Annotated in this window: 11 protein-coding genes; 10 read left to right on the forward strand and 1 reads right to left on the reverse strand. The window is 69.4% G+C overall.

Annotation, left to right across the window (positions count from 1 at the left end; translation table 11 throughout):
• Nucleotides 1–24: 24 nt before the first annotated feature.
• On the reverse strand, nt 25–1,404 hold the full coding sequence (locus tag FB390_RS16105; RefSeq protein WP_141809671.1) for a DUF349 domain-containing protein: 1,380 nt from the start codon (nt 1,402–1,404) through the stop codon (nt 25–27).
• Between the two features lie 266 nt (nt 1,405–1,670).
• Between FB390_RS16105 and FB390_RS16110 the strand changes: the two genes are divergently transcribed.
• The 10 genes from FB390_RS16110 (at nt 1,671) to FB390_RS16155 (ending at nt 12,387) form a co-directional block, all read left to right on the forward strand.
• Nucleotides 1,671–2,441 carry a class III extradiol ring-cleavage dioxygenase family protein gene (locus tag FB390_RS16110; protein ID WP_141809672.1) on the forward strand — a complete coding sequence of 257 codons (771 nt, stop codon included), beginning with the start codon at nt 1,671–1,673 and terminating at the stop codon, nt 2,439–2,441.
• Nucleotides 2,438–3,358, forward strand: coding sequence for a tRNA (adenosine(37)-N6)-dimethylallyltransferase MiaA (gene miaA / locus FB390_RS16115; RefSeq protein ID WP_141809673.1), 921 nt, complete (start codon nt 2,438–2,440; stop codon nt 3,356–3,358). Before FB390_RS16110 ends, miaA begins: the two co-directional genes overlap by 4 nt.
• Complete coding sequence (locus FB390_RS16120; protein ID WP_141809674.1) at nt 3,355–4,191, forward strand: TrmH family RNA methyltransferase; 837 nt, start codon at nt 3,355–3,357, stop codon at nt 4,189–4,191. The genes miaA and FB390_RS16120 overlap by 4 nt, the downstream gene beginning before the upstream one ends.
• Before the next feature lie 31 nt (nt 4,192–4,222).
• A complete protein-coding gene (gene dapF / locus FB390_RS16125) occupies nt 4,223–5,104 on the forward strand; it encodes a diaminopimelate epimerase (RefSeq protein WP_141811818.1) in 882 nt (293 codons plus the stop codon).
• A 173-nt stretch (nt 5,105–5,277) separates the two neighbouring features.
• Nucleotides 5,278–6,723 carry a GTPase HflX gene (gene hflX / locus FB390_RS16130; protein ID WP_246124296.1) on the forward strand — a complete coding sequence of 482 codons (1,446 nt, stop codon included), beginning with the start codon at nt 5,278–5,280 and terminating at the stop codon, nt 6,721–6,723.
• Between the two features lie 331 nt (nt 6,724–7,054).
• Nucleotides 7,055–7,915, forward strand: a complete 861-nt coding sequence (locus tag FB390_RS16135; RefSeq protein WP_141809676.1) for a lysophospholipid acyltransferase family protein — start codon at nt 7,055–7,057, stop codon at nt 7,913–7,915.
• A 67-nt stretch (nt 7,916–7,982) separates the two neighbouring features.
• Nucleotides 7,983–9,032 carry an alpha/beta hydrolase gene (locus tag FB390_RS16140; RefSeq protein ID WP_141809677.1) on the forward strand — a complete coding sequence of 350 codons (1,050 nt, stop codon included), beginning with the start codon at nt 7,983–7,985 and terminating at the stop codon, nt 9,030–9,032.
• Nucleotides 9,033–9,237: 205 nt separating this feature from the next.
• Nucleotides 9,238–10,383: an acyl-CoA dehydrogenase family protein gene (locus tag FB390_RS16145; RefSeq protein ID WP_141809678.1), complete on the forward strand. Its 1,146-nt coding sequence runs from the start codon at nt 9,238–9,240 to the stop codon at nt 10,381–10,383.
• 149 nt (nt 10,384–10,532) lie between these two features.
• Complete coding sequence (locus FB390_RS16150) at nt 10,533–11,711, forward strand: PucR family transcriptional regulator (RefSeq protein ID WP_246124048.1); 1,179 nt, start codon at nt 10,533–10,535, stop codon at nt 11,709–11,711.
• 124 nt (nt 11,712–11,835) lie between these two features.
• Complete coding sequence (locus FB390_RS16155; RefSeq protein WP_141811820.1) at nt 11,836–12,387, forward strand: nuclear transport factor 2 family protein; 552 nt, start codon at nt 11,836–11,838, stop codon at nt 12,385–12,387.
• Nucleotides 12,388–12,424: the final 37 nt, after the last annotated feature.

Raw genomic sequence — 12,424 nt, forward strand, 5'->3', positions numbered from 1 at the left:
CGAAAAGCCCTGGCCGCCAACAAATCAGCGGTTGCTGACAGCACCCTCGGCGGCCTCGGCCCACTCGCGCCACTGCTTGGCCTGCTCGAGCGCCTTCTCGGCGTCGCGCTGCTTGCCCGCCGCCTGCGCCTTGGCCGCCTGCTCCTCGAACTGGGCGACCTTCTCGCGGAACTGGGCTGCGCGCGCCACGGCCTCCGGGTCGGTGCGCCGCCACTGGGCGTCCACCGCGTCGCGGACCCGCTTCTCGATGGTCCGCAGCTTGCCCTCGAGCTCCTGGATGCGTTCGCGCGGGACCTTGCCGATGGCGTCCCACTTCTCCTGCAACTCGCGCAGCTGCGCGCGTGCGGTGTCCAGACCGCCCGCGGGGTCGATGTGCTCGTAGGCGTGCAGCAGCTCTTCCTTGGCGGCGGCGTTCGCCTCGAACTCGGCGTCGCGCTCGGAGACCGCGGCGTTGCGTGCCGCGAAGAACACGTCCTGCGCGCTCTTGAAGCGACGCCACAGCGACTCGTCGGCCTCGCGCGGCGCGCGGCCGGCGGCCTTCCACTCGGTCAGCAGATCACGGAAGACGGCCGCGGTGCCGACCCAGTCGGTGGAGCCGGACAGCTCCTCGGCGCGCACGCAGAGCTCTTCCTTGCGCGCCTTGGCGGCGGCCCGCTCGCGATCGAGTTCGGCGAAGTGCGCGCCGCGGCGGCGATTGAAGGATTCACGTGCCTTGGAGTAGCGCTTCCACAGCGCGTCGTCGACCTTGCGGTCCACGCCGCGGATCGACTTCCACTCGTCGAGGATCTCGCGTAGCCGATCGCCGGCGGCCTTCCACTGGGTGGATTCGGCGGCGATCTGCTCGGCCTCGGCGCACAGCGCTTCCTTGCGCTCGGTGTGCTCGTGGCGCGCGCGCTCCTTCTCCTCCTTCGCGTGCGCGGCCGCTTCCTCGGAATGCTCGGTGATAGCTTGCAGTCGCTTGGCCAGCCCGTCGATGTCGCCGATGACGGCGGCGGTGGGCAGCGATTCGGCCAGCGCGAGCGCGGCGGCCTTGGTCTTGCGCGCGTCGGCGCCCGCGGCGAGCCGCGCTTCCAGCAGCGCGACCTCGGTGGCGAGGTCGTCGAAGCGGCGGCCGAAGTGGGCGAGGCCCTCGGCGGCGTCGCCCGCCTGCCAGGAGCCGACGATCCGCTCGCCCTCGGCCGTCTTCACCCAGGCGGTGCCGTCCTCGTCGACCCGGCCCCAGCGGCTGGGGTCGGTGACGGTCGGTACGACCACCGGATGCGGGTGCTGCTGGGCGGCCGGGCCCGGTGCGGGCTTGACCGCGTGCGGCTTGGGATGGGCTGACGGGCCACCGGGCTTCGGGGCACCGGAGGGGCGCGGTGTCGTGCCGGGATTGGCCTTCGCGGTTCCGTTGCTGTCGGTCATTGTTCTCCGTCCCTGCCGCGCGTCACGGCTGCCTGGTTACGCCCTAGCTCATCCCATTGAACCCGGTCCGAGCCCTCGAGACCATCTGATCTACGCTCTTCCCGGGCTGGGACCCGGGACCGGCAACCCGTGGTGACCTGGGTTGTCGCATGTCGACACTATCAATCTCGTGGCGAATTGACGCTACAGACACTCGAAGCCGACCGGCGGGCGTCTCGGTACCGCCGTGCACCGGCCCCGCGGGCCGAACAGATACGGTTTACGGCGTGTTCAGTATTGCGGCTCTGGTCCCGTCGCCGCCGATCCTGGTGCCCGAACTAGGCGGCGCCGCGGCGAGGGGAAGCGGGGCGGATCCGGACGACCCACCAGCCGTGCTGCGCTCCGCCGCGCTCGATGCGGCCCGGGCGCTCGCGGCGGTGACGCAGCGGTGGACGGTGCTCGGCGTCGGATCCGCCGACGGTGTGCTCGGCCCCGAATCCGCCGGAACCTTCCGTGGTTTCGGCGTGGATCTCCATGTCGCGCTGGCCGATTCGGCCACCGCGCCCGGGTTTGCCGCCGATCCGCGGCTGCCGCTGCCCGCCTTGATCGCTGGATGGTTGCGGGGACGCGTCGCACCGGCTGCTCGCGCCACCGCGCGCCTGATCGCGGCCGACACCTCGGCGGCGCGCTGCCTCGAACTGGGCGCCGAGCTACGCGCCGAGCTCGACGCGGACGACGAACCGAACGGCGTCCTCGTCGTCGCCGACGGCGCCGCCACCTTGACCGTCAAGTCGCCCGGTTACCTCGACGAGCGCGCCGTCCCGCTGCAAGCCGAGCTCGACCGGGCACTGAGCGCGGGAGACCGGGCGGCGCTGGGCGCGCTCGACCCGGCGCTGTGCGCGGAGCTGGCCGTGTCGGGGCGCGCCGCCTATCAGGTCCTCGGCGGTCTGTTCGCCGCGGATCCGTCCGATCCTTCCGTCGAAACCCATTATCGGGACGCGCCTTTCGGAGTCGGCTATCACGTGAGCGTCTGGCGACCGGAACGGGAGGTGCGATGAGAGTGCCGATCGCGGTGGTCGGTCCCACCGCCACCGGCAAGTCCGATCTGGGATTGGATCTCGCGGCCCGCCTCGACGGCGAGATCGTGAACATCGACGCCATGCAGCTCTACCGCGGCATGGACATCGGCACCGCCAAGCTGCCCGTCGCCGAGCGGCGCGGTATTCCGCACCACCAGCTCGACGTGCTCGAGGTGACCGAGACCGCGAGCGTGGCCACCTATCAACGCGCGGCCGCCGCCGATGTCGAGGACATCCTGGCTCGCGGCCGCACGCCGATCATCGTCGGCGGCTCGATGATGTACGTGCAGGCGCTGCTGGACGAATGGGAGTTCCCGGCCACCGATCCGGTGGTGCGCGCCCGCTGGGAGCAGATGCTCGCGGAGCAGGGCGTCGCCGCCGTGCACGCGGCGCTGCGCGCGGCCGATCCGGTCGCGGCCGCCACCATCCTGCCCACCGACGGCCGCCGCATGGTGCGTGCGCTGGAGGTCGTGGAACTCACCGGTCGGCCGTTCGCCGCCTCGGCGCCCACCATCGGCGCGCCGCGCTGGGACACCGTCGTCCTCGGCGTCGACCGCGACACCGCCGAGCTGGACGCGCGCATCGAGCGGCGCACCGCGCTGATGTTCGAGACGGGTCTGGTCGAAGAAGTTCGCGGGCTGCTCGAGCACGGCCTGCGGGAGGGCGTCACCGCGCGCCGGGCCATCGGCTACGCGCAAGTCCTCGCCTACCTGGACGACGAATACGACCTGAACCACGCCATGGAACGCACCCTGATCGGCACCCGCCGCTACGTGCGCAGACAGCGCTCCTGGTTCCGCCGCGATCCCCGGGTGCGCTGGGTGGACGGCGCCGAGCCCGACCTGCTCGGCGCGGCGCTGCGTCAGATCGACAACACAGAACGGAACTCCCTTTGACCCGACGTGTCAGCACCCGCAACGCCTCGGTGCAGGTGTGGCAGGCCTACTTGAACAATCGCACCAAGCGCCACCGCGACAGCCGGTTCCTGGTGCAGGGCGTGCGCCCGATCACCCAGGCGATCGCCAACGGGTGGCCGCTGGAGACCCTGCTCTACCGGCTCGGGGCGCCCGACCTCTCCGGCTGGGCCAGGGAGGTGCTCGACAGCACCGACGTCCCGCAGGTCGGGCTGGTGCCCGAACTGATGGCGGAACTCGGTGAGAAGGCGAGCGGCATACCGGAATTGGTCGCCGTCGCGATCTCGCGCCAGCCCGAGCTGGACACCTTCGAGCCCGGGGAACCCGGCGAGGACGCGCCGGTGATCGTGGTGTTCGACCGCCCGAACTCGCCGGGCAATCTCGGCACCCTGATCCGGTCCGCGGACGCCTTCGGCGCCTGCGCGGTGATCGTCACCGGTCACGGCGCCGACCAGTACGACCCGCAGTCCGTCCGCGCCTCCACCGGGTCGCTGTTCGCGGTCCCGGTCTATCGCGCCGCCGGACCCGCACAGGTGCTCGCGCTGCGCGACCGCCAGATCGCCCGCGGTATCCCGACCAGGATCGTCGGCACCGACGAGCACGGTTCGCACCCGGTGTTCGATCAGGACTTCACCGAGTCGACCATTCTGGTCATCGGCAACGAGACCAGCGGGATGAGCGCCGCCTGGCAGGATGCGTGCGACGACCTGGTCTCCATTCCCATGGGCGGCACCGCCAGCTCGCTGGGCGCGCCCTCGGCGGCCGCGGTCGCACTGTACGAAATTTCCCGGCAGCGCCGGACGTTTGCCAGATGACGACGACGAGGAGAACGCGCACGTGACGGACATCGAGTTCACGAAGGGGCACGGCACCCAGAACGACTTCGTTGTGCTGCCCGACGAGGATGTCCGGCTCGAACTGACCGAGGACCGCATCGCCGCGCTCTGCGACCGGCAGCGCGGTCTCGGGGCCGACGGCGTGCTGCGGGTCGCGCGCGCCGGCGCGCTGCGGGACGCGGGCGTGCTGGCGGACCTGCCCGAGGGCGTCGGCGCGGACGACTGGTTCATGGACTACCGCAACGCCGACGGCTCGATCGCGGAGATGTGCGGCAACGGCGTGCGCGTCTTCGCCCACTACCTGACCGCGACCGGGCGCGAATCGCGCGCGGAGTACGTGGTGGGCAGCAGGGCGGGCGCTCGGCCGGTCGTCGTGCACGCGGGCGGGCCGGTCGAGGGTGAGGTCACCGTCACGATGGGCCGGGTGAAGGAGTTCGGGGAATCCACGGCGACCATCGCCGGTTGGGGTTATCAGGGGATCGGCATCGATGTCGGCAACCCGCATCTGGCCTGCGTGGACGCCGGGCTGACCGCAGACGCGCTCGGCAAGCTCGATCTCAGCGTCCCGCCCGGCTACGACCCGGATCTCTTCCCGTCCGGGGTGAACGTGGAGATCCTGACCTCGCTGGACGCGGACCGCTCGGTCGACATGCGCGTCTACGAGCGCGGCGTCGGCGAAACCCGGTCCTGTGGAACGGGAACCGTCGCGGCGGCCGCGGCGGCGCTGGCCGTCGAGGGCTTCCGCATCGCCGAGGACACCGGCCAGGTGACGGTGCGTGTGCCGGGTGGCGCGGTCACCGTCGGCCTCGACGGCGGCTCGGCCTGGCTGCGCGGGCCTTCGGTGCTGCTCGCCACCGGCACGCTGGCCGAGCAGTGGTGGAACGGGCGCTGAACGCGCCCCACGAATAACGGAATGCGCCGGGTGGTCGCACCTGGCAGCATGGATGGTGTATGAGGAATTCAGAGACGTATGACATCAATCCGGCCGACGACGAGTTCGACTTCGCCGACTCGGCCGACGACACCGCGCGCTCCGGTGACGTGGTGGCCGAACGTGCCGCCCGAATGAAGCGCAACGGCTGGACGATGGAGCCGACGGTCGGTGAGCTACAGCTGGACGAACGCAGCTCGCTGCGCCGCGTCGCCGGTCTGTCCACTGAACTCACCGACATCACCGAGGTCGAGTACCGGCAGCTGCGCCTGGAACGGGTCGTGCTGGTCGGCGTGTGGACCTCGGGCTCGGTGGCCCAAGCAGAGGCGAGCATGGCCGAGCTCGCCGCGCTCGCCGAGACCGCGGGCTCGGAGGTGCTCGAGGCGCTCATCCAGCGCCGCGACCGGCCGGACCCGGCCACCTACATCGGTTCCGGCAAGGCCGACGAACTGCGCTCGGTGGTGCTCGAGACCGGCGCCGACACCGTCATCTGCGACGGTGAGCTGACCCCGGCCCAGCTGACCGCCCTGGAGAAGGTGGTCAAGGTCAAGGTGATCGATCGGACCGCCCTGATTTTGGACATCTTCGCCCAGCACGCCACCTCCAGCGAGGGCAAGGCGCAGGTCTCTCTGGCCCAGATGGAGTACATGCTGCCCAGGCTGCGCGGCTGGGGTGAGTCGATGTCCCGGCAGGCCGGTGGTCGCGCCGGCAGCAACGGCGGTGTGGGTCTGCGCGGTCCCGGTGAGACCAAGATCGAGACCGACCGCCGCCGCATCCGCGAGCGGATGGCCAAGCTACGGCGCGAGATCCGGGAGATGAAGACCGCGCGCGAGACCAAGCGGGCGCGGCGGGCGTCCTCGGGCATTCCGCAGGTCGCCATCGTCGGCTACACGAACGCGGGCAAGTCCAGCCTGATGAACGCGCTCACCGGCGCGGGCCTCCTGGTCCAGGACGCGCTGTTCGCGACCCTGGATCCGACCACCCGGCGTGCCGATCTGGACGACGGCCGCGAGGTCGTGTTCACCGACACCGTCGGTTTCGTGCGGCACCTGCCGACCCAGCTGGTCGAGGCGTTCCGCTCGACGCTGGAGGAGGTCACCGGCGCCGATCTGCTGCTGCACGTGGTGGACGGCTCCGACTCGATGCCCGCCGAGCAGATCAAGGCCGTGCGCGAGGTGATCACCGACGTGATCAAGGAGCAGGGCGCGGCCGCGCCGCCGGAACTGCTGGTGCTCAACAAGATCGACGCCGTCGATCCGATGGAGCTGACCAAGCTGCGCGCGCTGCTGCCGGACGCCGAGTTCGTCTCGGCGCAGACCGGCGAGGGCATCGAGAGCCTGCTCGACCGGCTGGCCGAGGTGCTCGGCGGACTGGACGTCGAGGTCGGCGTGCTGCTGCCGTACACCCGAGGCGATCTGCTGGCGCGCATCCACGCCGACGGCCGGATCCTGTCCTCCGCTCACGAGGAGGCGGGCACCCGGGTCCGGGCGCGGGTACCGCACGCGTTGGCCGCGGCGCTGTCGGAGTACGCGCACGCGGGCGGCGACGGCGCGGGTCCCGACGAAGGACCGTCGGCGTAGACCGCGGCACCGGACGGAAATAGAACCGACCGTCACGTTCGCTATCGTGCCGATAACGGACGTGACGGTTCGTCGTTCCGCCGGAAGCCGATACGCTCCGGTGACGTATTGCCTTCGGCCACAGTATTTTTCGATTCGAGGTGGACTGACCGCTCGCTGCTCGGGCGCGGCAAGGGTTGTGGCGGATCACACTTGACGACCACCCGTGTTGCAACCTGTTCCAACGTCATCCGGTAGCATCGGCCCCGTTGCCGTATTCGACTGCGGCGCAGGGGACCTTAATTCCGTACGACGATGTGCCGGGATCCGACATGCGATGGGGTAGCCACCTATGCCTGAATCCTCGCCTACCGCGGCGGTGCTGACCGACGGGGCGCCGCTGGAGGTGCGTCTCGACGAGACCGACATCCGACTGATCGAAGCCTTGTTCGCGCCGCTGCGCGCCTGGACGAGTCCGCGCTTCTACGGCCTGGACAACATTCCCGCCGACGGCCCGGTGCTGCTGGTCGGCAACCACAACCTGATGGGCGGCATCGACGCCCCGCTGCTGATGCCCGAGGTGCTGCGCCGGCGCGGCAGGCTGATCCGCGGTCTCGCCGAGAACGTGCTGATCGCGGTGCCCGGTCTGCGCCACTTCCTGCACTACTACGGCGCGGTCCGCGGCAACCGGAACAACTGCATGGCGCTGCTGGCCCGCGGCGAGGCGGTGATCGTCTTTCCCGGCGGCGGCCGCGAGGCGGTGCGCCGCAAGAACGAGAAATATCTGCTCAAGTGGGAGGGGCGCACCGGATTCGCCCGGATGGCGATCGAGGCGGGCGCGCCCATCGTGCCGGTCGCGATGATCGGCGTGGACGACGCCTTCGACATCGTCTTCGACGGTGACCACCCGGTGATGCGTCCGCTGCGCTGGACGGTCGAGGCGCTCGGCCTCAAGCGCGACCTCACCCCGCCACTGCTGCGTGGCGTCGGCCCGACCCTGATCCCACGCCCCGAACGGTTCTACTTCTCCGCGGGCGCCCCGATCGACCCGGCGCCGTGGCGCGACGCCGACGACCTCGACACCGCCGCTGCCGACCTGCGCGACGTGGTACGCAAGGCGCTGGAAGAGGAGTTGAAGTTCCTGTTCGCCGAGCGCGACCGTGATTCCGGTCGCACCCTGGTCGGCCGGGTGCGCGGCTTGCTGCCGTTCTAGATCTTCCTGAGAAGCTCTCGAGAATTCACTTGGCAATCTCTCAGCTACGGGTACGTAGCGTGGGGAGATGCGCAGGACACGAAGTAGATCGGCCGCTGCGGCCGCCGCGATAGCCCTCCTCTGCGGAGCCACCGCGGCGGGCGTCGGGAGTGCGAGTGCGGCCGCTACCGATTCGCTCGCCGCGCAGGACGTCAGGACGCAGGCCGACGGCTCCCGCATCGTCGACACCACCGTGCTGGACGAGCGCAACCTGCGGCTCCAGGTGTATTCGGCGGCCATGGGCCGGATCATCGAGATCGACGTCCAGCGTCCGGCCGATGCCTCGGCGCCGCGCCCGACGCTGTACCTGCTCGCCGGCGCGGGCGGCGGCGAGGACACGGCGACCTGGCAGCAGCGCACCACCGTCCTGCAATTCCTTGCCACGAAGGACGTCAACGTCGTGCAGCCGGTCGGCGGCGCGTTCACCTACTACACCGACTGGCGCTCGACCGATCCCGCGCTCGGGGTCAACAAGTGGCAAACCTTCCTGACCGAGGAACTGCCGCCGTTGATCGACCGCGCTCTCGGCACGAACGGCGTCAATGCCATCGCCGGGTTGTCCATGTCGGGCACGTCGGTGTTGCAACTGCCGATCGCGGCGCCCGGGCTGTACCGCGCGGTCGCGGCTTACAGCGGCTGCGCCCAGATCAGCGATCCGGTCGGCTACAACTTCGTCAAGACGGTGGTGTCCGCGGGCGGCGGTGACACGACGAATATGTATGGCCCGCAAGGTGACCCGCAGTGGGCGGCCAACGATCCGTACCGGAACGCCGAGGGCTTGCGCGGGCTCGAGCTGTTCCTGTCGACGGGCACCGGCATCCCCGGGCAGTGGGACACCCTCGACGGCCCGTACGCGCTGCCCGGTGTCGGCGGACTGGCCAATCAGCTCACCGTCGGCGGCGCGCTCGAGGCGGCCTCGAACTACTGCACGCACAACATGCAGACCCGTCTGAACGAGCTCGGCATCCCGGCGACCTTCGATTTCCAGCCGGTCGGCACACACTCGTGGGGTTACTGGGAGGACGCGCTCGTCGCCTCCTGGCCGGTACTGGCCAAGGGTCTGGGCCTGCCCGCTTGAATCGGTTTTTCATAGCTGATTGCTATGCGCCGATCCGGCGTCAGGTTTGTCGCGAATCGTCGCTCTCGAGACCGTCTTGATGTCGCTGGACCAGGTGAACCCGCGAATTTCGGACGTGAAGTGAACTGCCATTCCCGTTCCGGGTACCGTATGCGGTAACGACGGGTCGGTGTGGACCGCCCGGTGTGGTCACTAGGAGGTTGGTGTGGAGCGCACACTGTTCGAGCCCGAGCACGATCTGTTCCGGGAGTCGTTCCGCAAGTTTCTCGATCAGCACGTCGCGCCGAACCACGCGAAGTGGGAAGAGCAGGGCATCGTCGACCGTGAGGTCTGGCTCGAGGCGGGCAAGCAGGGCTTCCTCGGCATGGCCGTTCCGGAGGAGTACGGCGGCGGCGGGGTCGAGGACTTCCGCTACAACGCGATCGTCACCGAGGAAACCGTGCGAGGCCAGTACTCCGGCCTCGGTTTCACGCTGCACAACGATGTGATCGCGCCGTACCTGCTGGATCTGGCCAACGAGGAGCAGAAGCAGCGCTGGCTGCCCGGCTTCTGTTCCGGCGAGATCATCACCGCCATCGCGATGACCGAACCCGGCACCGGCTCCGACCTGCAGGGCATCAAGACCCGCGCGGTCCGCGACGGCGACGACTGGATCCTCAACGGCGCCAAGACCTTCATCACCAACGGCGTCAACGCCGACATCGTCATCGTGGTCGCCCAGACCGACCCCGACAAGGGCGCGATGGGCTTCAGCCTGCTGGTGGTCGAGCGCGGCATGGCGGGCTTCGAGCGCGGACGCAACCTGGACAAGATCGGACTCAAGGCGCAGGACACCGCCGAGCTGAGCTTCACCGACGTGCGGGTGCCCGGCAAGAACCTGCTCGGCACCGAGGGCATGGGCTTCATCCACCTCATGCACAACCTGCCGCAGGAGCGCCTGTCCATCGCCGTCATGGCCGCCGCCGCCATGGAGGCCTGCCTGGAGACGACCTGCCAGTACGTGCGCGACCGCAAGGCGTTCGGCAAGCCGATCGGCGCACTGCAGAACACCCGCTTCGTGCTCGCCGAGCTGGCCACCAAGACCACCGCCGTGCGCATCATGGTCGACCGCTTCATCGAGGACCTCAACGCGGGCAAGCTCTCCGCCGAAGACGCCGCCATGGCCAAGTGGTGGAGCACCGAGGAACAGCTCGACCTCATCAACCGCTGCCTCCAGCTGCACGGCGGCTACGGCTACATGAAGGAATACCCGATCGCCAAGGCCTACATGGACGCGCGCATCCAGACGATCTACGGCGGCACCACCGAGATCATGAAGGAGATCATCGGGCGGTCGCTGAACCTGTCCTGATTCCTATTCCTTCTTCTCCGGCCGCACGGAAACCCGTGCGGCCGGACGCCTTTGCAGTGGTCGAGTCCCGCTCAGTGGACAGGTTCGAGCGAACTCGCTCGTCCGGGCGACGCCTTCGATAGCGTGGTGCGATTCCCGCTGGAGTGAAGGTGTGTGAGTACTCGCTGGAGTCCGATTCGGCTCGTCCGCCGGCGCCCGCCGCGGATGTGGCGTCGGTGTTGCGGATCGTCCGGTATTTCGATTCGTTCGACGAGTCCGGGGCCGACGCCGACGCGGTGATTCGTGCCGCGGCCCGGTTGGGCGACTGCGTAGTGGGTGCTCGCTGGCCCTCCGGCCGGGTCGTCCGGTACGACGCGGCCGGTCGGCCGGTGCCGGGGACATCCGACGGCGCCGAAATCACGGTCGGCGCGGAGATCTCGGTCGGCGCCGACGTATCGGGCGGAGCCCAACCGACGGTGTGGGTTGAGCGCCGGGAAGGCGATCGCCGCCTGGATGGCGTCCTGCTCGACCGGCTGCGTCACAGCCTTCGGGTGGTGGCCGCGCGGCGGTCGCCGCCGGACACGTTGCACCTCGGCGATCGCGGTCTACTCGAAGTGGTGTTGTCGGACAAGGAACATCGCGCGGATCGGGCTCGCGCGCTGTACCTGCTCGGCGTCGACGCGACGCGGGCCGTCCGGGTCCTCGCCATCTCGGGTCCGTCCGCCCGGGAGGCGGTGCGGATCGTCGCGGACCGGGTGTCGCTGTGTTGTTCGGCCGCCCTCGGCGATACGACCGCGGTGCTGATCCAGGGCTGCCCCGACAGCCGCACCTTCTCCGACGCCCTGAATACCGCCATCACGCAGGCTTTTCCGGTATCACGTGGTGGTGGCACGGGGCCCTGGGTCGGGATCGGCGAGCTGAATCCGGCGGTGGCCGCGGCTGTTTCCTGGGATCAGGCCCGCCGGGCGCTCCGTTTCGCGTCGTCGACCTGGCAGGGGAGGCGGGCGGTGGCCTTCGATCGGCTCGGTTCGCTGGAACTGCTGGCCGACCTGCCGGTGGATCGGCTGCTCGGCAACGCGGATGTGCTGCGTATCAACGCGTTCGCCGCCACGGAGGCGGGGGCACTCGCGGTCGACACCCTCGAGGCGTTCTGCGTTTTCGGTTCGCTGCGCCGGACCGCAGGAGAACTCCACATCCACCACAGCACGGTCGCCGCCAGAATCGCCCAGGTGGAGGGCGTCATGGGGTGGGACATAGACGACGCGCTGGACCGCTTCCAGGCCACCCTGGTGCTGACGGTCCGCCGCATGGCGCTGTCGGCGACCGAGCTGGCCGAGCGTGATCGGTGACGACGGCATCCGACGTGTGTCGGGTCTTTCGCGGGATTTCGGCGACATCCGGCGGCTGATCCGCGTCATCGGAGTCGGCGACGATCTGTGGACATACCCGGTGAACGTGAAGGAGTTTCGCGCCATGGCCGTCATCGATCCGACTCGCACCTGGCAGCTGCTGGAACAACGGCTGGCCGACACGACCGACGAGCGGCACCGCGCCGTGCTCGCCATCGTCATCGAGCACATGAAGGCCGAGAGCACACCCGACCTCGACGGTCTGATGCGGACCCTGGTCCCGAATCCGGCCTATCACTTCTGGAACGCCGGGCAGGACGTCGGCCCCAAGGGCTACGACGGAGTGCGCGGCTACTACGCCGATTTCGTCGCCAGCCGCACCAACGTCCTCGAATTCGAGCTGGATCGGCTGGTGGTCGACGACCACTGTGTGGTGACGGAAGGCTTCCTGAAGCAGATCTACCCGGGTATCTACGCGCGGCAGATGGGCCTTCCGGTCGATGATCCGCAGGCCGATTACCTGGTCGTGTTCCGGCAGCTGCTGCTCTGGCCGATCGACGCCGACGGTCTGATCCAGGGCGAGGATTCCTATCATTCCGGCCCGGTGCGGGTCACCAAGCTGTCGTTCGACGAATTGCCGTGCGAGTACGTCGAACTCGTGCACTCGGGCTCGTGAAGTAGGCGACAGTCGGTGTATGGAAGGTGATCTCGCT

The organism is Nocardia bhagyanarayanae (assembly GCF_006716565.1).
Classification (GTDB): domain Bacteria; phylum Actinomycetota; class Actinomycetes; order Mycobacteriales; family Mycobacteriaceae; genus Nocardia; species Nocardia bhagyanarayanae.